This is a genomic window from Nocardiopsis chromatogenes YIM 90109 (assembly GCF_000341185.1).
GTDB classification, from domain to species: Bacteria; Actinomycetota; Actinomycetes; order Streptosporangiales; family Streptosporangiaceae; genus Nocardiopsis_A; species Nocardiopsis_A chromatogenes.
On the sequence record NZ_ANBH01000047.1, the window covers coordinates 1 to 18,279 of the forward strand.

The 18,279-nt window shown below is 74.9% G+C and carries 18 protein-coding genes; 10 read left to right on the forward strand and 8 right to left on the reverse strand.

Going from position 1 to position 18,279, the window contains the following annotated elements:
* The first annotated feature begins 45 nt into the window (after nucleotides 1-45).
* Nucleotides 46-636 (forward strand): phospholipid scramblase-related protein, encoded by a 591-nt coding sequence (locus D476_RS0104235; RefSeq protein WP_017622731.1) that lies wholly within the window; start codon nucleotides 46-48, stop codon nucleotides 634-636.
* Nucleotides 637-664: 28 nt separating this feature from the next.
* Here the strand turns inward: D476_RS0104235 and D476_RS0104240 are convergent, their stop codons facing one another.
* The gene (locus D476_RS0104240; protein WP_017622732.1) at nucleotides 665-1,624 is read right to left on the reverse strand and encodes a R2-like ligand-binding oxidase; all 960 of its coding nucleotides are present in this window, start codon (nucleotides 1,622-1,624) and stop codon (nucleotides 665-667) included.
* A gap of 138 nt (nucleotides 1,625-1,762) precedes the next feature.
* Between D476_RS0104240 and D476_RS0104245 the strand changes: the two genes are divergently transcribed.
* A complete protein-coding gene (locus D476_RS0104245; protein ID WP_026123223.1) occupies nucleotides 1,763-1,999 on the forward strand; it encodes a hypothetical protein in 237 nt (78 codons plus the stop codon).
* 34 nt (nucleotides 2,000-2,033) lie between these two features.
* Here the strand turns inward: D476_RS0104245 and D476_RS0104250 are convergent, their stop codons facing one another.
* The 4 genes from D476_RS0104250 to D476_RS0104265 form a co-directional block, all read right to left on the reverse strand.
* A complete protein-coding gene (locus D476_RS0104250; RefSeq protein ID WP_026123224.1) occupies nucleotides 2,034-2,489 on the reverse strand; it encodes a DUF4190 domain-containing protein in 456 nt (151 codons plus the stop codon).
* A 119-nt stretch (nucleotides 2,490-2,608) separates the two neighbouring features.
* Entirely contained in the window at nucleotides 2,609-3,103 is a 495-nt protein-coding gene (locus tag D476_RS0104255; RefSeq protein ID WP_026123225.1) for a hypothetical protein, read from the reverse strand.
* A gap of 159 nt (nucleotides 3,104-3,262) precedes the next feature.
* Nucleotides 3,263-3,652, reverse strand: coding sequence for a CD225/dispanin family protein (locus tag D476_RS0104260; protein ID WP_017622735.1), 390 nt, complete (start codon nucleotides 3,650-3,652; stop codon nucleotides 3,263-3,265).
* Between the two features lie 118 nt (nucleotides 3,653-3,770).
* Nucleotides 3,771-4,097 carry a hypothetical protein gene (locus tag D476_RS0104265; protein WP_026123226.1) on the reverse strand — a complete coding sequence of 109 codons (327 nt, stop codon included), beginning with the start codon at nucleotides 4,095-4,097 and terminating at the stop codon, nucleotides 3,771-3,773.
* Between the two features lie 213 nt (nucleotides 4,098-4,310).
* Here D476_RS0104265 and D476_RS0104270 point away from each other — a divergent pair, with 213 nt between their 5' ends.
* From D476_RS0104270 to D476_RS0104285, 4 genes are all read left to right on the forward strand, one after another.
* Nucleotides 4,311-5,186 carry a hypothetical protein gene (locus D476_RS0104270; RefSeq protein ID WP_152529209.1) on the forward strand — a complete coding sequence of 292 codons (876 nt, stop codon included), beginning with the start codon at nucleotides 4,311-4,313 and terminating at the stop codon, nucleotides 5,184-5,186.
* Between the two features lie 427 nt (nucleotides 5,187-5,613).
* The gene (locus D476_RS0104275) at nucleotides 5,614-5,997 is read left to right on the forward strand and encodes a cold-shock protein (RefSeq protein ID WP_017622737.1); all 384 of its coding nucleotides are present in this window, start codon (nucleotides 5,614-5,616) and stop codon (nucleotides 5,995-5,997) included.
* 144 nt (nucleotides 5,998-6,141) lie between these two features.
* Nucleotides 6,142-6,960, forward strand: a complete 819-nt coding sequence (locus D476_RS0104280) for a DUF3027 domain-containing protein (RefSeq protein WP_192826351.1) — start codon at nucleotides 6,142-6,144, stop codon at nucleotides 6,958-6,960.
* A gap of 390 nt (nucleotides 6,961-7,350) precedes the next feature.
* On the forward strand, nucleotides 7,351-10,512 hold the full coding sequence (locus D476_RS0104285) for a sacsin N-terminal ATP-binding-like domain-containing protein (protein WP_017622739.1): 3,162 nt from the start codon (nucleotides 7,351-7,353) through the stop codon (nucleotides 10,510-10,512).
* 191 nt (nucleotides 10,513-10,703) lie between these two features.
* On the opposite strand, the gene D476_RS0104290 is transcribed toward D476_RS0104285, so the two are convergent.
* Complete coding sequence (locus D476_RS0104290) at nucleotides 10,704-12,200, reverse strand: DUF7059 domain-containing protein (protein WP_017622740.1); 1,497 nt, start codon at nucleotides 12,198-12,200, stop codon at nucleotides 10,704-10,706.
* Nucleotides 12,184-12,444: a DUF2530 domain-containing protein gene (locus D476_RS0104295; RefSeq protein ID WP_017622741.1), complete on the reverse strand. Its 261-nt coding sequence runs from the start codon at nucleotides 12,442-12,444 to the stop codon at nucleotides 12,184-12,186. Before D476_RS0104295 ends, D476_RS0104290 begins: the two co-directional genes overlap by 17 nt.
* 272 nt (nucleotides 12,445-12,716) lie before the next feature.
* On the opposite strand from D476_RS0104295, the gene D476_RS0104300 reads away from it, so the two are divergent.
* The 4 genes from D476_RS0104300 (at nucleotide 12,717) to thpR (ending at nucleotide 17,275) form a co-directional block, all read left to right on the forward strand.
* Nucleotides 12,717-14,183 (forward strand): NCS2 family permease, encoded by a 1,467-nt coding sequence (locus tag D476_RS0104300; protein ID WP_026123230.1) that lies wholly within the window; start codon nucleotides 12,717-12,719, stop codon nucleotides 14,181-14,183.
* A gap of 190 nt (nucleotides 14,184-14,373) precedes the next feature.
* Nucleotides 14,374-14,898 (forward strand): MarR family winged helix-turn-helix transcriptional regulator, encoded by a 525-nt coding sequence (locus tag D476_RS0104305; protein WP_017622743.1) that lies wholly within the window; start codon nucleotides 14,374-14,376, stop codon nucleotides 14,896-14,898.
* 101 nt (nucleotides 14,899-14,999) lie between these two features.
* On the forward strand, nucleotides 15,000-16,253 hold the full coding sequence (locus D476_RS0104310) for an MFS transporter (RefSeq protein ID WP_017622744.1): 1,254 nt from the start codon (nucleotides 15,000-15,002) through the stop codon (nucleotides 16,251-16,253).
* A 458-nt stretch (nucleotides 16,254-16,711) separates the two neighbouring features.
* Nucleotides 16,712-17,275, forward strand: coding sequence for an RNA 2',3'-cyclic phosphodiesterase (gene thpR, locus D476_RS0104315; protein ID WP_017622745.1), 564 nt, complete (start codon nucleotides 16,712-16,714; stop codon nucleotides 17,273-17,275).
* Between the two features lie 83 nt (nucleotides 17,276-17,358).
* On the opposite strand, the gene D476_RS0104325 is transcribed toward thpR, so the two are convergent.
* A complete protein-coding gene (locus tag D476_RS0104325) occupies nucleotides 17,359-18,090 on the reverse strand; it encodes a 3-keto-5-aminohexanoate cleavage protein (RefSeq protein ID WP_017622747.1) in 732 nt (243 codons plus the stop codon).
* Between the last annotated feature and the right edge of the window lie 189 nt (nucleotides 18,091-18,279).

Here is an 18,279-nt window from a genome sequence, read left to right on the forward strand (position 1 = left end):
GGATTCCACGGAACCGCTCCGCCTCCGTGCGCGTCGAAGCCGTTCGTGGACCTGTTCAACACTGTGCCGATCGTGGTGAAGCAGCCCAAGCGTTTCTTCGTCGACGAGTCGGAGTACTACTGCTATGACGCGCACGGGCGCCTCGCCGCACACGTCCACGAGGTGGGCCTCAGCGGCGGTATGAAGGCGCTGCGGTTCGTCGCGGAGAACACCGCCGGTTTCGCCCGCAAGCTCATGGTGAACGACGCTTGGGGCCGACCGCGCCTGTACATCGAGAAGTCCTGGGCGATGTTCACCGCCACGACGACCATCGCCTACCCCGACGGGCGTCCGATCGGCTACATCGACCAGGACTTCAAGCTTTTCAAGGCCAGCTTCCGGCTCCTCGACGCCTGGAAGCAGCAGGTGGGCACGGTCCGGGGGAACTTCGGCGCCTTCGAGTTCCAGATCCTCGACAACAACGAGCACGAGGTGGGGCGCGTGGACCGCAACTTCCCCAACCTCGGCGAGTTCTTCACCGCCGCCGACAGCTACCAGGTCTGGCAGCGCTACCCGAACCTGCCCGACCCGCTGAAGACGCTGGCGGTGGCCTCGGGCATCGCGATCGACCTGGTGCTGCTGGAGGGCAAGCGCTGACCCGCCCCCGCCCGGCGCTCCGCGGCGGCTACTCCAGGCGGGACATGGCCTGGCGGTCCTCCTCCCCGAACCGCTCCTCCAGCTCCTCGGGGGAGGCGTCCAGGTCGATGCGGGCCACCGGCACCCCGCGCGCGGTCTCGATCGCCCCGAGCCGCCGCAGCGCCCGGTCGGTGGCGTACTCCAGCAGCTCGCCCTGCGGGAGCTGGTACTGCTGGTCCTCGTCGTCGGCCATGGGCTGGTCGTCGCGCTCCACGGTGGCCTTCAGGTGCGGCAGCAGCTCGTCCAGGCGCTCGGTGACCACCGGCCACAGGGCGTCGTCGGCGGCGACGTGGCGGCGGCAGGTGAAGGTCCCCCAGGCCATGTGGCGGCGCTCGTCGTCGCCGATGCGGCGGATGATCTCGCGCATGCCCGGGAAGATGCCGCGGGCCGTGCAGATGTGGTTCCAGGCGTAGTAGCCGGTCAGGGCCAGGGCGCCCTCGATGACGTGGTTGTAGGTGACCGAGGCCCGCACCTGGTTGCGCGGGCTCGGGTCGTCGAGCAGCGTGTTGAGCGAGGCGGGGAGCTCCTCGTAGAACAGGGCCCGGTAGCCCTCGTTGCGGTCGACGTGGTCGTGCAGGTCGTGGGTGACGCCCAGGGCGTCCAGCCAGAGCCGGAACGCCTGCACGTGCTTGGCCTCCTCGAAGGCGAACTGCGTCAGGTACATCTCGTCGCCCAGCCGCCCCTCGGCGGCCATGGCGCGCACGAACGGCTGGATGTCCTCGGTCACCGCCTCCTCCCCGGCGGCGAACTGGGCGCACAGGCGCAGGATGCGCTCCTGGGCCTCGGTGCTGAGGGACTTCCAGTCCTCGGCGTCCCGGGTGACGTCGATCGCGGCGGGGTCCCAGAACTTCGCGTTCCCCTTGGCGAAGAGCCGGAGCGGGAAGGAATCCCAGTTCAGACCGCCGCCGCCGATGGATCGGAAGCCGGTGCGCCCGGAGGGGTCGGCCATGGGGGGTACCTCCTGTGGTCGGGGTCACCCTCATGATTGGACGCGGCGCGGCCCGGTGTAAACCGTGCGCGGCGGAATTTCCCCGCGGAGAGCGGTACGGTGCTGGAGCACCCGACCTTCGGACCAGGAGACGACGACGTGTTCTGTGGCGATCCCGGGGCGCCGGGCTACGCGGCGTGCGCGCACCAGATGACGATCTTCGCCATCGCCTCCACCATCCCGGCGATGCTCGCGATGGTCCTGATGGTGGCCGCGTTCGCCACCCCGGCCATGCGCGTCGACCCGGAGCTGCGCACGCGCACCCTGACCTACGCGGTGATGGCCTGGGCCATCGCGGGCGGCACCCTGCTCATGGGGGCGCTGCCCTCGCTGTGAGGCGGCGGCCCCGCATGCGCGGGGCCGCCCGGCCTCACACCGTTCCCTCCCCCGCCGCCGCTCCCAGCGCGATCAGGAACGGCAGGGCGAAGAGGATGAGGACCAGCAGCACCATGGCCACGATGCCGCAGATGGTGGCGATCCAGGAGTACTTGGTGAAGCGCCGCGCCTTCTCCGCGTCCTGCTTCTCCACCATGGCCAGGATGCCGAAGACGATGCCGACGACGCTGACGGGCGAGCCGCAGAACATCAGCGTCACCGCGCTGGTGACCAGTGCGGCGATCGCCCCGCCCCGGGTCTCCTCGACCTCCGGGTTCACCATCGGCGGGCCGTAGGGAACGGGTGGCGGGGGGCCGACGGGCTGCTGTCCTTGGGGGTACTGCCCGTAGGGGGACTGCGGCTGTGGGCCGGTCGCGTAGCCGGGGGGCGGTCCGTACCCGCCGGGGTGCTGTTGGGGGTCGTGCTCGTGGCCCGGCCAGGGTGAGCTCATCGGGTGCCCCTCTCGGATCGGTCGTGCTCGGCGGTGCGGGCTCGTCGTCGGTAGGACGGCGGGGCGGGCGCGAACGGTTCGCTCCGTCCGGTGGCGAACGTCGCGGGGGAGGGGGCGGTTCAGACGGTCAGTGCGGCCACCAGCGCCGAGACGGCCAGCGCGATGAACGCGAGCAGCAGCAGGTAGCCGAGGTTGCTGGCCCAGGTCCGGGCGATGTTGCGCTCGACCGCCTCGGGGTCGCGGCGGTTGGCCAGGGCCAGCAGCCCGAACACCAGTCCCGGGACGTTGGTCAGGACGGCCAGCACGGGGAACCCGAGGAGGAGTCCGAGGCCGGGGAAGGCCAGGGTGAGCATGGCGCACAGCAGGGCGGCCACGGCGGCGCCCGTGCGCGGCGGCGGGCCCGCGGGCGGCGCCGGGACCGGCGGGGCGAGCGGTGCGGCCGGGGCCGCCGCGGAGGCCCCGGGCCGCGTCACCGGGTGGGCCGGGCCGGGGGGCGGCGCCGGCGGGACCGGGTGGGCCACGGGGCCCGGGGCGGACGGCGGGGCGCTCCCGAGCACCGGGTTCGGCCCGGAGTCCTCCCAGAAGCGCTCGATCGCCGAGCGGTGTCCCTGCACGGCCGTTCCCCCTCCCCCGGTGCGCCGTCGTGGCGGGCGGCGGCTCCCTCCACGATAACCACGACGGCGGGGAGCGCTCCCGGGTTCCCGCCGCGCGTGTGCGGCCGGGGCCCACGCGACCGGCGGCGGGCGTCCGTGCGGCCCGCCCGCGGCCGTCCCTCAGTACCCGACCGGCACCGGAACCGCGTCCTGCACCCACGACCCGGCCTGGGTGAACATCCACAGCGTCAGCACGGCCATGACGGTGAACATCACCGCCGCCGCGCCCAGGCAGTACCAGGAGTAGCGGGTGAGGATCTCGGCCTGCTCGGCCTGGCCGCGGTCGCGCGCGTGCGCGGCGCGCACGGCGAACACGATGCCGACGATCCCGAAGATCCAGTTGCCGCAGCACAGGAAGGTCAGCGCGTGCAGGATGAGCGCCATGGTGGAGCTGGAGCCGCCTCCGGCCCTCGGGGCGCCGTCCGCGGGGGAGTCGGCGGTCCGCTCGGCGGACGGGGCCCGTTCGTCGCGGGGGGACGCGGCACCGGGCGGCAGCTGGGGTTCGCTCATGGCGGCCGGGCGATCCTCTCTGGGCCTCTCGGGCGTCGGGGGCGCTTGCAGCCTAGCCGCCGCCGGACCCGGCGGGCCATGCGGGCGCTCCGTCCCCGGCGCCGCGCCCGCGGGGCGGTCAGCCGAAACGGACGTCGACCGAGCGCACCCCGTACAGCGGCGGGATCCACTGGCTGTCGTCGCGGCCGGAGTCCACCGGCACCCCGGTGCAGCCGGGACCGGGGTGGAAGACGTAGTCGGCGGCGGGTTCGGAGTCGGCGAAGGTCACCATCCGCTTGTCGGGGAAGGTGTGGCAGCCCCCGCCCTGGAGCACGGTGTGGCCCAGCCCCGGGGCCGAGTACAGCTCCAGGACGCCGGAGCCGCCGTCGTCCGCGGCCGCGGGGGCCGCGGTCGCCAGCAGCCCGGTCAGGGCGGCGGCCAGGACCGCCGTTCGGCGTGCGCGCATGCTCTGCCTCTCGCTGTCGCTGGTGGTGCCGGACGGCACCGGGGATTCCCCGCGCGCCCGGACGGGGCGGGCGGGGCGCGGTCCCATCTATACCTTCCGGAGCGCGATTGCGTGGCCACTTTCGGTCACCGTTTCGCCTCCGAAGTGCGCCGTCCCGAATCCGAACCCCGGAGACGGGGCGTACCGGCGGCCCGGTCGGTGCACCATGTGTCCATGATCGAGCGGCCCGAGCGCGTGGTGCTGGACTACCTGTCACGGGTGGGGGACGCCGCCTACGGTGCGGTCCCCTCGCGGCGGCGTGCCGCGTTCCTCAGGGAGGTGCGCCACCGGGTGGACGAGGCCTGCCGGAAGGCGGGGGCCGACACCGCCGACGACGTGCGCCGGGTGCTGAAGGCCATCGGCGACCCGGCCGATCTGGTGCGCGCCGAGACCGCCTCCGGGGGCGGAGTCGAGGGCGCCGAGGAGGACGCGGAGGAGGGGCGGGGGTCCGGCGCCGAGGACGGAGGCGGCGGAGGCGATCACGGAGGCGGCGACGACGCGGCCTCATCGGTCTTCCGGGCGCGCACGCCCCCGCCGTGGCGGGGCGGCCCCGACAGCGGGTGGCTGGGGACGCGGGCCGGGACCGCCCGGGCGGTGTCCGTCCGGCCCGAGCACGGAACCCCGATCGCCGCCCTCCGCGACTGGGAGGCGCCCGGCCGGGGGCGGAGTCGGCGCTGGTCCGACACTGTCGCGGCGTTCCGCGACCACCCCTCCGAGTTCTTGGTGCTCGTGCTGTACGCGGGGAGCGCGCTGGCGGACCAGTCCGCGTTCCTGTGGGCCGTCGGGGGAGTGATGGTGGTGCTGAGCCGGGTCTGGCCGCGCCGCGACAAGTGGGTGCTGGCCGGGGTGCCCCCGGCGGCCACCCTGGTCGCCATGGCGTTCTGGCGCGGGGACGCGCCCTACGTCGACCAGATCGTGCTGGAGTCGCTCACCTCGACCGGGGTGGTCGGGCTGCGGGCGGCCGCGGCGGCCTGTGCGGTGTACCTGGTGGCGCGGATCGGCCCCGCCGCGCGCCGTTCGGGTCATCGCCGGTTAAATCCTCCGGAATAACCTTCTTGGCCAGGGGTTTCGCGGGCGTGGCGGGTTCGGGCCGCGGGTAATCATGACGGTGCGCTCCCGGGTTCGGCGCCGGTCGCCGGGCGGGGCGCATGGGAATTGACACCGCCCCGGTCCCGCCGGGTCCCGTCCTGAACTCCGCAACCAGCGGTGACAGGGGCGGTCGTCAAGGAGAGGCCCGGAGATCCGCGTCCGGGCCTCTCGTCTGTGCGGGGTGGCCGGATATGGCCCACCGGGTTTATGGCCATTTCGAGGAATGTGAGGGCTTCGGTCCCTGCCTCATCCGCTTCGTCGAGGACTAGCCTGGAAAGACCTCTATGGAAGGATGGGCCCGAGAGGCCGAGCGGACTTTCGCCCCATGGACGGGCGGATTCCCCGGCCTCGCCCCTTAGGGTCCGACGGCGAGAGCGTGAGGTCACACGTGCCCACCGGCAAGGTCAAGTGGTACGACGGCGACAAGGGATTCGGCTTTCTCACCCGCGACGACGGCGGTGAGGTCTTCGTGCACTCTTCGGCGCTGCCCGCGGGGACCACGTCCCTGCGCGCCGGCCAGCGGGTGGAGTTCGGCGTCGTGGACGGGCGCAAGGGCGCCCAGGCGCTGCAGGTCAAGCTGCTCGACGCGCCGCGCTCGGTGGCCAAGGCCATGCGCAAGAAGCCCGACGAGATGGTGGTCATCGTCGAGGACCTGATCAAGCTCCTGGACGGCGTCTCGGCGACCTACCGGCGCGGCAAGCATCCCGACCGCAAGGAGGCCGCCAAGATCGCGCAGGTGCTGCGGGTGGTCGCCGACGACCTGGAGGCCTGAGCCGGTTCGCGGGCGCCGCGCTGTGGCGCCCGCCACAGATCGCCGGGGGAGGCCGGAGGAAAGCCCCCGTACCTCCCCAATCCGACGTAACGGTCGTCTATCGAGTCGGTGTCGTGGCCTCGGCGGTGGTTCCCATCGGCGAAGATGGAGTATGTGAGCCCTAGCCGTCGTAACCCCGCACCAGACAAGGCATGCATCGAGGCGGTCGACCTCGCGCGGACCGCCGCCGTCGAGATCTCCCGTCCGGAGTGGGTCGGCGATCACCTGTCCGCACACGTGGAGGGCGACCGCCTGGTCACCCACCTGTTCGAGAGCCGCGACCCCGCCTACCCGGGATGGCACTACGCCGTCACCGTGGTACGCGCGGCGCGCGCCAAGGTCGTCACCGTCAACGAGGCCGTGCAGCTCCCGGGGCCCGATGCGCTGCTGGCGGCGCAGTGGGTGCCGTGGAAGGAGCGGCTGCGCCCCGGCGACCTCGGGGTGGGCGACCTGCTCCCCACCTCCGCCGACGACGAGCGGCTGGAGCCCGGCTTCGCGTACGCCCCCGCGGACGCCCTCGAAGAGGAGGCCGACGACCGCACCGCCCCGTGGGAGCCGGGCCTGGGCCGTCCCCGGGTGCTGTCCCGGGAGGGCCGCGACGCCGCCGCCGACCGCTGGTACAACGGCGACGCCGGGCCGCGCAGCCCGATCGCGTCGGCCGCCCCGGCCACCTGCGCCACCTGCGGATTCATGACGCCCCTGGCGGGCGGGCTGCGCCGGATGTTCGGCGTGTGCGCCAACGAGTTCGCCCCCGACGACGGCCGGGTCGTCTCCTACGACCACGGCTGCGGCGCCCACTCCGAGGCCGTCCGCGAGGCGGTGCGCACCGAGCCCGCACCCGCGCCCGTCATCGACGAGCTCGGGTACGACCACATCGTCTTCGACGACACCACCGAACTGGAACTGGTCTCCTCCGAGGGCTGACCATCGCGGCCCGGCCGCCGAAGGGGCACGTCCCGCGCGCCCGTCGGCGGCCGCGACCGCCGAATCCTCTCCCACTCCAGCGGATGCCGTCCGGCCGGGCGGCCGAAAGCCGCCCGGGGCGGCGTGCACAGGTGCCGGGCCACAGACGTGCCCGCGGTCACGGCCGCCGTCGGCGGGGGGGCCGCCGGTCAGGGGTTCCGAATGCGGGGCCGGGCCCGGCCCGGTCCTTTGACCACCGCGCCGACCTGGTCGGATGGCGTGCACGCCGCTCCGGGGACCCTGCCCGGGCCGAGGCGGCCGACGGGGCTGCCGGGCACGTCGGGAAAACCCTTCCGACGGTCCTCCCGCGGTCGCGTACGGTAGTGCCGCACCCACTCGGGAGGAGTCCCCATGCCGGCCAGGCAGACCGATCCGTTCGGTACCGCGGAGCTGCGCCGCCGCGTGCTCGACGGCTGGGCGGCCGCGCCCGCGCGGTTCCGTGAGGACGCCAACACCGAGGAGGACCACGCACTCGGCGGCTACAAGGACCGTGCCCTCGTCGAGCTGGCCCAGAACGCCGCCGACGCCGCCGCCCGCGCGGGCGGCGCGGGCCGCCTGCTGCTGCGCCTCGACGGCGGCGTGCTGACCGCCGCCAACACCGGGGCGCCGCTGACCGCCGGCGGCGTGGAGTCGATGTCGACGCTGCGGGCCTCGGCCAAGCGCGGCGCTGAGGGGCAGGGGGCCGTGGGGCGCTTCGGCGTCGGCTTCTCCGCCGTCGCCTCCCTGTCCGACGAGGTCACCGCCGCCTCCACGGAAGGCGCGGTGCGCTGGTCGCGCGCGCTCGCCGTGGAGGAGGTGCGCGGTGGGCCCAGCGGCTCCGGCCTGACCGAGGAGCTGGAGCGGCGCGGCGGCGACCTGCCGCTGTTGCGTCTGCCCTTCGCCGTCGGCCCCGAGGACGCCGGGGCCGACGTCCCTGAGGGGTACACCACCGCCGTCACGCTGCGGCTGCGCGACGAGGACACCTCGCGGCGCGTCGCCGAGCTGCTCGACGGGACCGGGGAGGCCCTGCTGCTGGCCCTGCCCGCCTTGGCGGAGGTGCGCGTCGAATCCGACGGCCGCCCCGCCCGGGTGCTGCGCAGGGCGCCCGCCGAGGCCCCCGGTGCCGCGGACCCCGCATCCGCCGCGCCGGACACCGGCGACGGCCTGGCCTCCGACGCCGCCGAGGGCGCGGCCGGCTCCGCCGACGTCGTCACCACCGTCGAGGAGGGCGGCGCCGAGCGCACCACCCGCTGGCGCACCGTCACCCGCACCGGCACCTTCGAGCCCTCCCTGCTGGCCGACCGTCCCACCGAGGAGCGCTCGCGCCTGGAGTGGACGCTCACCTGGGCCACCGCCGTCGCCGACGACGGGGCGGCCGGGCTCCCCGACGGCGTGCCCCGGGTGGTGCACGCCCCCACCCCCAGCGACGCCGAGCTGGCCCTGCCCGCCCTGCTCATCGGCACCTTCCCGCTCACCCCCGACCGGCGCCGGATCGCCGACGGCCCCGCCGTCGAAGCCCTGGTGGCCGAGGCCGCCGAGGCCTACGCCGCGCTGCTGTGCGGGCTGGAGCCGCGCGCCGCCCTCGACCTGGTGCCGCTGCCCTCCCTGGCCCACGGCCCCTTCGACGGGCACTTCCGCGCCGCGGCCGCCAAACCGCTGCAGGAGGCGCCGTTCCTGCGCACCGTGCACGGCCGCCCCGTGCGGCCGCTGGACGCCGTTCTCGTCGAGCCCGGCCCGCCGGTGGCCGAGGTGCTGGCGGAGGTCCTGCCGACCGCGCTGGGCCCCGGCGCCGACGCGGGCCACCCCGCCCTCGCCCAGCTCCGGGTGCGCCGCCTGGGCCCGGCCGAACTCGCCGACCTGCTGGCCGACCGGGACGCCGAGCCCTCCTGGTGGGCGGGGCTGTACCGGGCGCTGCGCACATGCGCCGACCGCGGCACCGACCTGGACGAGCTGGGCGCGCTGCCGGTGCCGCTGGCCGACGGCCGCCTCGTGCGCGGCCCGCGCGGGCTGCTGCTGCCCGCCGGTGAGACCTTCGGCGCGGGGGTCCTGGACCCCGCCGCGCTCGCCCCGTTGGGCGTTCGCCTCGTGCACGCACAGGCGGCCGACCCGCTGCTGCTGCGGCTCGGCGCCGTCGAGGCCGGGGAGCAGGCCGTCCTGGACGACCCGGCCGTGCGCGCCGCGGTCGGCGAATCCCTGGACGCCGACGACCCCGAGGCGGTGAGCGGCCCCGTGCTGGAGCTGGTCGCGGCCGCCGGGGCGGCGACCGGGCCGGGCACCGAGCGCCCCTGGCTGGCGGAGCTGGCCCTGCGCGACGACGAGGGCGGCTACACCGTCGCCGGGGAGCTGCTGCTCCCGGACAGCCCGCTGCGCGGGATCCTCGCCGACGACGCCCCCTTCGGCGTCGTCGCCCCGGACCTGGTGGAGGGGTACGGCCGCGCGGTGCTGGCCGCGGTGGGCTGCCTGGACGGCTTCGCGGTGCTGCGCGCCGAGGACGTCACCCTCGGGGAGGCGCTGGAGGAGTCCCTCGACGATCTGCCCGTCGACGGGCTGGAGGAGTGGGCCGAGGACGCCGTCCGCCGCGCGGGTGAGGAGGACCTGCCGCCGACCGTGCCCGAGCTGACGGCCGTGGCGGACCTGGAGTTCGTCCGCCCCGACCGGTGGGAGCGCGCGCTGGAGCTGCTCGCGGGCTCCCCGGCCCGCCGCGCCGTCACCGAGCCCGCGCGGCTGCTGCTCGAAGGCGGCCGCGCCGCCGACGTGCCCTCCTACACCGCCTGGTGGCTGCGGACCGGGGCGAGCATCGGCGGGCACCGCCCCTCGGACCTGCGCCTGCCCGGTGCCGACCCGGTGCTGGAGGGGCTCTACGCCCTGGCGCCGGAGGGGCTCGACCCGGAGCTGGCGCGGGCGGTGGGCGTGCGCTCCTCGCTGGAGGAGCTGCTCGCCGACCCGGACGGCCCGGACGACCTGCTGGAGCGCCTGGCCGACCCGGACCGGCACGTGGAGCACGCGGCGCTGCGGCGGATCTGGGCGGCGCTGGCCCATGTCCCGGCCGAGCGGGTGGTGCCGCCCGAGCGGGTGCGGGCGGTCGGCGGCGGCGCCATCGTGGTGGCCGACGCCGAGGACGCGGCCGTGGTGGACGCCCCCGACCTGCTGCCGCTGGCGGAGGGGCGGCCGCTGCTGCCCGCACCGGCGGCCTCCGCCGAGGCGCTGGCCGACGTGCTCGACCTGTCGCTGCTGTCGGAGGCGGTCGAGGGCCGGGTGGAGTCCTCGGGCCGGGTGCGCCCGGTCCCGGACGAGGTGCGCCTGTTCGTCCCGGAGGGCGCGCTGACCTACGTGCACCACGACACGCTGGTCGTGGACGGCACCGAGGTGGAGTGGCGGGTGGCCGATGGGGCCCTGCACGCCTCCACCCCGGAGGGACTGGCGCGGGCCCTGTGCTGGTCGGCGGAGGTGTGGCCGCGCCGCCACCTGGTGGCGGCGGTCCTGCGGGCCCCGGACCGCGTCCCGTTCCTGCTGGCCGAGGCCGACTTGGAGTAGGGCGGCGACGACGGAGGTCGGCGGCCCTGCCCGCGGCGTTGTCGGCCGCCGGGCCGCCGCGTCCTCCCCGCGATGATCTCGACGAAAGTGCTGCCGAATCCGCCGGAATGACAGCACTTTCGTCGAGATCGTCGGTGAGGGGCCCACCGTCCGGCCGGGGTCCTTGAGCGGGGTACCTCGGGGGCGGCCCTCTACCGTGCGACGCGGAAGAAGCCCTCGGCGATCAGGGAGCGCAGCACGTCCGGGGCGTCCTCGCGCACCTGGGCCGGGTCCTGCTCGATCAGCTGGGCGATGGCGTCCAGCAGCGGCCCCACCGGCATGGTGCCGTCGCACACCCCCGCCAAGGCCGCCTCCACCGTGCCGACCTGGGCGGCGCGGCGCAGGCCGTTCTCCTGGCGCAGCACGATGCGCTGCGGGTCGGGCGCCCCCGGCACCCCGATGCGCTCCTCCACCACGCCCGGCGCCAGGGCCACGTGCGTGGACAGCAGCGCGGCGTCGGTGAGCCGGTGGGCGGTCATCGCGCCGTCGACCACGCCGGGCAGGTAGGGCCCGACCGGCTGCTCGATCTCGTGGCGCAGCTCCTCCACCCGCACCGCCGCGTCCTGGGCGCCGTCGTTGCGCAGGCAGATCCAGCCGAAGCCGACCCCCTCCACGCCCTCCCGCTCGAAGTAGTCCAGCCAGGCGTCGTAGCGGCGGGTGTACTCCGGGCTGCCGTGCTCGCAGGAGTCGCGCAGCCACAGCTCCACGTACTCGGCCGGGTCCTGCACGTCGCGCTGGACCACCCAGCCCGAGCAGCCGGTCCCGGCCACCCAGCCGCCGACCCGGTCGCGCCAGTCCTCCCCGTCCACGTGCAGCCAGTTGCCCAGCAGCTGGCACCATCCGCCGTCGGTGAGGTGGTCCGGGGCGCGGCGCACCAGCTCGGCGCAGAGGGCGTCGCCGCCCATGTCGGACTCCCGGTAGGTGTACCGGGCCGGGTCGGGCGTGATGACGAACGGCGGGTTGGACACGATCAGCCCGAAGCGCTCGCCCTCGACCGGGGCGAAGAGCGAGCCCTCCCGCATGGCGGCGTTCTCCACGCCGGACAGGGCGCAGCTCATCTCGGCCATGCGCAGCGCGCGCGGGTTCAGGTCGGTGCCCACCACCTCACCGGCGCGCGAGGCCAGGTGGAGGGCCTGGACGCCGCAGCCGGTGCCCAGGTCGAGCGCGCGCTCGAAGGGGCCGTCCACGATCAGCTTGGAGAGGGTGGCCGAGGCGCCGCCCGCCCCGACGACGTGGTCGGGGTGCGGCACACCCTGCCCGGGGCGCACCGTCGGGTCGCTGACGACGTAGCCGGGGCGGCCCTCCTCGAGTTCCCACGGCCCGAGGTGGACCAGCGCGCGCACGTCGCCCTCGGCGACCGCCACCAGGCCGTGTTCGGCGAGCTCGTCGACCGGCAGCAGGGCGCGCGCGGACTTCTCGGAGATGGGCTCCTGCAGCCACCACAGGCGCAGCAGCAGCCCCAGCCCCTCCTCGCCGCCGGTGGCGCGCAGTGCGGGCACGAGCTGCTCGCGGGCCAGGGCCCGGGCGGCGGTGCCGCCGAGCCGGTCGCGCACACCGGAGACGGTGTAGTCGGCGTCGATCAGGATGCGCCGGAGCCGGTCGGCGAGCCGGCGCGGGAACGGGCGGAGCGATTCAGGCACGGGGCCCATTATCGGGGGCACCGGAAGTGTCCGCACGCTCCCGTTCGCGGCGCTCCTCGGCGGCCGCGCGCTTGCCCAGCAGGTGGGGGACGTAGAAGTAGCCGAACACGCCCAGGGCGATGCCGACCGCGCAGACCCAGATCCACCACCGCTCGCCGACGGCGAGGCCGTCGCCGCGCACCAGCAGCACGATGAGCGCGATCGCCCAGGCCAGCGTCCCGAGGGCGGTCGGGATGCGGTAGTCGCTCTCCATGACCTCGGGGTCGGGGCGTCGTGGTGTGCGCACGCCTCCAGGCTAGAACACCGGGCCCGGCGGGCGCGCCCGGCGCGGGGGCCCGGATCCGGGGCCCGGGCGGGGGAGAGGCGGGTCACACGTGCGCCCCGTGGACCCCTGCCGCTCCGGCGCGTTTGGAGGAATCTACGATCGTCCTGACGTCGGAGATGTCCGCTTTCGTGTGAATATGCAACTAATCTGGTTCCGTCCGGCAACCCCGCCGCCATCACCGAGATGCCAAGGTCGAGCGAGTGAACGCAACACCACCCCCGGCGCCCTCCGCCGCAGACAGCCCTTCCGCCGCCTCCGGGATGCGCGCACGCGTCGACCGGTACTTCCAGGTCAGCGCGCGCGGCTCCACCTTCGCCCGGGAGATCCGCGGCGGCCTGGCCACCTTCTTCGCGATGGCCTACATCATCGTGCTGAACCCGCTGATCATCGGGACCGCTCCGGACGCCGCCGGGGACGAGCTGGGCATCGCCCGGGTCGCCGCCACCACGGCGCTGGTCGGCGGCGTGATCTCCATCCTCATGGGCGTCGTCAGCCGCTACCCCTTCGCGGTGGCGGCCGGGATGGGCCTCAACGTGATCGTGGCCTACTCGCTCGCCCCCCAGATGACCTGGGCCGACGCCATGGGCCTGGTGGTGCTCGAAGGGCTGGTGCTGTTGGTGCTGGTGCTCACCGGCTTCCGCACCGCCGTCTTCCGCGCCATCCCCGCCGGGCTCAAGACCGCCATCGCCGTCGGCGTGGGCATGTTCCTGGCCTTCGTCGGCTTCGTGAACGCCGGGTTCATCACCCGCGTGCCCGACGCCGCGAACAGCACCGTCCCGGTGCAGCTCGGCGACGGGGCGCTGTCCGGCTGGCCCATCGCCGTGTTCGTGCTCGGGCTGGCGCTGACCATCGCGCTCATCGTGCGCAGGGTCAAGGGCGCCATGCTCATCGGAATCGGCGTGGCCACCGCGGTGGCGATCGTCGTCGAGGCGACCGCCGCGCCCGAGGGGTGGTCGCTGACCGCGCCCGCGGTGCCCACCGCGCTCGGCGACGTGCTCTCGGTGCCCGACTTCAGCCTGGTCGGCGAGTTCAACCTGTTCGGCGGCTTCGCCAACATCAGCGCGGTGATGGTGATCCTGCTCGTCTTCACGCTGCTGCTGGCCGACTTCTTCGACACGATGGGCACCATGGTCGGCGTCGGCGGCCAGGCCGGGATGCTCGACGAGGAGGGCAACCTGCCGCGCGCCCGCGAGGTGCTGGTGGTGGACGCCGTGGGCACGCTCGCCGGCGGCGGCGCCTCGGCCTCGGTCAACACGGTGTTCGCCGAGTCCTCGGCGGGTGTGGGCGAGGGCGCCCGCACCGGCATCGCCCCCGTGGTCACCGGCCTGCTCTTCCTGGCGGCCACCCTGTTCGCGCCGCTCGTGGAGCTGGTGCCGTTCGAGGCGGCCACCCCGGTGCTCATCATCGTCGGCTTCATGATGATGACCCAGGTGACCAAGATCGACTTCTCCGACGCGGGCCTCGGCATCCCGGCCTTCCTGACCATCGCCGCGATGCCGTTCACCTACTCGATCACCAACGGGATCGGCATCGGGTTCATCACCTACACCTTCATCCGGACGGTGCAGGGGCGCCCCAAGGAGGTGCACCCGCTGCTGTGGGTCGTCTCCGCGGCCTTCCTCGTCTTCTTCTGCCTGGAGCCGATCGAGGCCCTGCTCGGCCTGTAGCGCGCGGCCGGGGTAGGCTGCCGTGCCCGCCCGAAGGCCGTGCCCGTGAGGCCGCGTCCGTGGGGGTGCCGCCGCGGTGGCGCCCCCACGGGCCCCTGTGCGGGGTGTGAAGAGCGCGTCCCCGGGGCTCTGGCCTGGGGGGAATGAGGCGGGCGCGCGATTTCGTTAGCAAGAGTAATGAGCCCCGCTAATGAGGAACCCCGACCCTTTCGAGAAGATGGACGAGAAGACACCCGCCTCGGAGCCCCTGGAGCCCCCGGAGCGCGCGGACCCTCCCGCCCCGCCCGACCCGGAGCCGAGCAGCCCCGGGCTGGAGGCCGACCTGCGCGTGGCCGTGGGGCGCCTGGCCAGGCGGCTGCGGGCACAGCGCCCGGACACCTCGCTGTCCCTCGGACAGGGGGCCGTCCTGTTCACGCTCGCCCGGCACGGCCGGATGACCCCGCGGGCGCTGGCCGACCACGAGAAGGTGCAGCCCCCGTCGATGACGCGGATCATCAGCGCGCTGGAGGAGCGCGCGCTGGTGCGGCGGGAACCGCACCCGCAGGACCGGCGGCAGCACCTGGTGGACCTGACGGACCAGGGGCGGGCCCTGGTGCGCCAGGACACGAGGCGGCGGGAGGAGTGGCTGGCCCGGAGACTGGCCGAGCTGGAACCGCAGGAGAGGGAGACGCTGCGGGTGGCTGCGGAGATCCTGGACCGGCTGAGCCGGAGTTAGCCGGTTCCGGGCCCGGGCCCGGGCCCGGAACCGGGGACAGTGACGGGGACACCGGTATTACGGGCCCCGACGGAACCGGGCCGCGCCGCCGGGGCCCGGCCATGTTCCGCTCCCTCGCGATCCGCAACTACCGCCTCTTCGCGGTCGGGCAGGTCGTCTCCAACACCGGCACCTGGATGCAGCGCATCGCCCAGGACTGGCTGGTGCTGCAGCTCAGCGACGGCAGCGGCATCGCCCTGGGCATCACCACCGCCCTGCAGTTCCTGCCGATGCTGGTGCTGGGCCTGTGGGGCGGCACCGTCGTCGACCGGGCCGGGAAGCGGCGGCTCCTCATCGCCACCCAGGCCTCCATGGGCGTCCTCGCCCTCGGCCTGGGCGTGCTGGCCACCGCGGGCGCCGCCCAGGTGTGGCACGTGTACGTGTTCGCCGTGGGCCTGGGCCTGATCACCGTGCTCGACAACCCGGCGCGGCAGACCTTCGTGGTGGAGATGGTCGGCAAGCGCGACCTGCCCAACGCCATCGCCCTCAACAGCGCCAGCTTCCAGCTCGGCCGGGTGCTCGGCCCGGCCGTGGCCGGGCTGCTCATCGCCGCCGTCGGCAGCGGCCCGGTCTTCCTCATCAACGCCGCCTCGTTCGCCGCGGTGCTCACCGGGCTGTGGATGATGCGCCCCTCCGAGCTGCACACCACCGAACCGGCGCCGCGCGCCAAGGGCCAGACCCGGGAGGGCCTGCGCTACGTGGCCGGGCGCCCCGACCTGGTGCTGCTGCTGGTGATGACCGCGTTCCTGCAGATGTTCGGCTCGAACGTGCAGAACCAGATCGCGCTGATGACCAACAACGTCTTCACCGCCGGTGCGGCCGCCTTCGGGGTCTCGGCGGCCGCGCTGGCGGTGGGCGCCCTGGCCGGGGCGCTGCTGTCGGCCCGGCGGGAGCGGCCGCGGCTGCGCACCGTGCTCATCGGCGCGTTCGCCTTCGGGGCCACCGAAGTGGCCGCGGCGCTCGCGCCCGGCTACACGTCCTTCACCCTGGCGCTGCTGCCGATGGGCATCGCCTTCCTGACCTTCACCGCCACCCAGAACGCCTTCTTCCAGCTCAGCGTCGACCCGCAACTGCGGGGCCGGGTCATGAGCATGTACATGCTGGTGTTCTTGGGCATGGCCCCGATCGGTGCGCCCATCGTCGGGGTGCTGGCCGACACCTTCGGCCCGAGGGTGAGCCTGGCGCTCGGCGGCGTCGTCACCCTGGTCGTGACGGCGGTGGTGGGCGCCCTGCTGGCCCGCCGCGTGAGGGCCCGCGTGCGCCTGACCCGGGGCCGCCCGTTCGTCTCCATCGCCCGGGACCCGGTAGGCCCCTAGGGCGTCCTGCTTGGATCAGGCCCTGTTGCGCGGGGCCCGGGCACGTCCCTCGCTGCGTTCTCATCAGTCGACAGCACGCCCAGGCCGACTCCTCCTGCTTTTTCGGGAACACGGCGGCCTTGCGATGGGCACGCCTGAACGCCGCCCGCTACGGACCTGTTCCAAGCGACACGCCCTGTCAACGGCGCCCCGGCGGCGGCCCCGTTGGGAAGGGGAACGGCCGCGGGGGCGCCGTCCGGCCGGGCCAGAGGCCCGCTACGGCTTCGTGGCGGTCCCGGCCCGCCTTCGAGGCCCCGACCGGCGGCCCGCTCCTCGGCCGCCCGCCGACGGCGGTGACGGCCGCCGAGGGGCCGGCGGGCACCATCGACGGGGGCGCCGCCGAAACCGCCGGTACGGCGGCACACCCGGCGGGATCATCGGGGCTTTCCTCCTGGGTCCCCGGGTGCCAGGCTTGCGGTATGCGCCTGTTCATCGCGGTCACCCCTCCCGAGGACGTGCTGGACGAGGTGGAGGCGGCCGTCGCCGCCGCGCTCGGTGTCCAGGAGGGCCCGGGTCTGCGCTGGTCCCGGCGCGACGACCGGCACATCACCCTGCTCTTCCTCGGCGAGACCGACCCCGGCGGCCTCCCCGGGCTGGAGAGGGCCTTCAGCACCGAACTCGCCCGCCACCGGCCCGAACGCATCTCCTTGCGCGGCGCCGGGACCTTCCCCGGGGACGACGGCGCCGCCACCGTCCTGTGGGCGGGCGTGCAGGGCGAGCGGGGCGTCCCCCTGGCCGGGCCCGCCGCCGGGCTGCGCCGGGCCGCCCGCAGACGCGGCGCGCGGGTCGAGCGCCGCCCCTTCGTGCCGCATCTCACCCTGGCCCGCAGCCGCCGCCCCGCCGACCTGGCCGGACTGCGCACCGCCCTCACCACCGCGCTGGCCACGCCGTTCTGGGAGGTCGGTGAGGTGCACCTGGTGGAGAGCCGCCCGCAGGACGGGGAGCACCGGTACCGGACCGCCGCGACGTGGGCGCTAGGCTGAAGGCGCCATGAGCATGCTGACCAACAACAGAAAGCAGCGCTGGCTGCTGCCGACGGTCCTCGCGGCGATCATGCTGATCGTCGTCATCGGCGCGCTCGTGGGCTGACCCGCTCCACCGCCGCCGCCACCAGGGCCGCGTTGTCCCGCGCCTGTTCGCCGTCCGGTCCGAGCAGCGTGTCCTCCAGCCCGATCCGCACGTCGTGCCCGGCTTCGGCCGCCGCGTCCAGCACCGGCCAGGCCGCCCCCTCGGCCCCGTGCACCAGCCGCGGCAGCCCCACGCCCGCCCGGTCCAGCACCGCCCCGATCCGCTCGGCCTCGGCCAGCGCCCGCTCCGCGTCGGCCGCGTCCGGCTCCACCAGCACCCGGTCGAACTCCACCGCCGAACCGAGCGCCGCCAGCAGCCGCGCCGCCTCGACCGTGGCCAGCCCCGCCTCCACCCGCACCCGGCGGTCGGCCAGCAGCCGGGCCACCTCCACCGCCCCCGGCTCGTGCAGGTTCACCGTCACCGCGTCGGGCAGCGCGCCCCACCGCTGCACCAGGTCGTAGCGGCGCCACGGGTCGGGCTCGGCGGTGAGCGCGGTGGTCACGCTCACCGGCACCTCCGGCAGGTCGGCGCGCAGCCGCGCCAGCAGCGGGGTGAGCACCTGCGGCTCCAGCGCCTCGGCGCCGGAGCCGTCCCGGGGGTGGACGTGCACCTCGTCGGCGCCGGCGGCCACCGCCGCCGCGGCGTCCAGGGCGACCTGCTCGGCCGAGACCGGCAGCGCCGGGTGCGCGCCGGGGCGGCGGCCGCCGTTAAGGCAGGCGACGATCCTCATGGGGGCCTTCCTTTCCGCCGACGGTGGTAGCCGGAGCATGCCCGCAACCGGCCCGGTCCTCACCCGGGGTGGCCGCGGGAACGGGCGCCCGCGGTGATGGCAGGATGGCGGCATGCACCTCCGCTCCGCCGCGGCGGCCTGCGCGCTGCTCACCGTGGCGGCGGCGACCGCCGCCTTCCCCGCCGTCCC

Excerpts from the sequence above, each read along its gene's own strand:
- D476_RS0104240 (WP_017622732.1), bottom strand. The coding sequence starts at position 1,624 with ATGGCCGACCCCTCCGGGCGCACCGGCTTCCGATCCATCGGCGGCGGC.
- D476_RS0104250 (WP_026123224.1), bottom strand. The coding sequence starts at position 2,489 with ATGAGCTCACCCTGGCCGGGCCACGAGCACGACCCCCAACAGCACCCC.
- D476_RS0104260 (WP_017622735.1), bottom strand. The coding sequence starts at position 3,652 with ATGAGCGAACCCCAGCTGCCGCCCGGTGCCGCGTCCCCCCGCGACGAA.
- D476_RS0104265 (WP_026123226.1), bottom strand. The coding sequence starts at position 4,097 with ATGCGCGCACGCCGAACGGCGGTCCTGGCCGCCGCCCTGACCGGGCTG.
- D476_RS0104270 (WP_152529209.1), top strand. The coding sequence starts at position 4,311 with ATGATCGAGCGGCCCGAGCGCGTGGTGCTGGACTACCTGTCACGGGTG.
- D476_RS0104280 (WP_192826351.1), top strand. The coding sequence starts at position 6,142 with ATGGAGTATGTGAGCCCTAGCCGTCGTAACCCCGCACCAGACAAGGCA.
- D476_RS0104285 (WP_017622739.1), top strand. The coding sequence starts at position 7,351 with ATGCCGGCCAGGCAGACCGATCCGTTCGGTACCGCGGAGCTGCGCCGC.
- D476_RS0104290 (WP_017622740.1), bottom strand. The coding sequence starts at position 12,200 with ATGGGCCCCGTGCCTGAATCGCTCCGCCCGTTCCCGCGCCGGCTCGCC.
- D476_RS0104295 (WP_017622741.1), bottom strand. The coding sequence starts at position 12,444 with ATGGAGAGCGACTACCGCATCCCGACCGCCCTCGGGACGCTGGCCTGG.
- D476_RS0104305 (WP_017622743.1), top strand. The coding sequence starts at position 14,374 with ATGAGGAACCCCGACCCTTTCGAGAAGATGGACGAGAAGACACCCGCC.
- D476_RS0104310 (WP_017622744.1), top strand. The coding sequence starts at position 15,000 with ATGTTCCGCTCCCTCGCGATCCGCAACTACCGCCTCTTCGCGGTCGGG.
- thpR (WP_017622745.1), top strand. The coding sequence starts at position 16,712 with ATGCGCCTGTTCATCGCGGTCACCCCTCCCGAGGACGTGCTGGACGAG.
- D476_RS0104325 (WP_017622747.1), bottom strand. The coding sequence starts at position 18,090 with ATGAGGATCGTCGCCTGCCTTAACGGCGGCCGCCGCCCCGGCGCGCAC.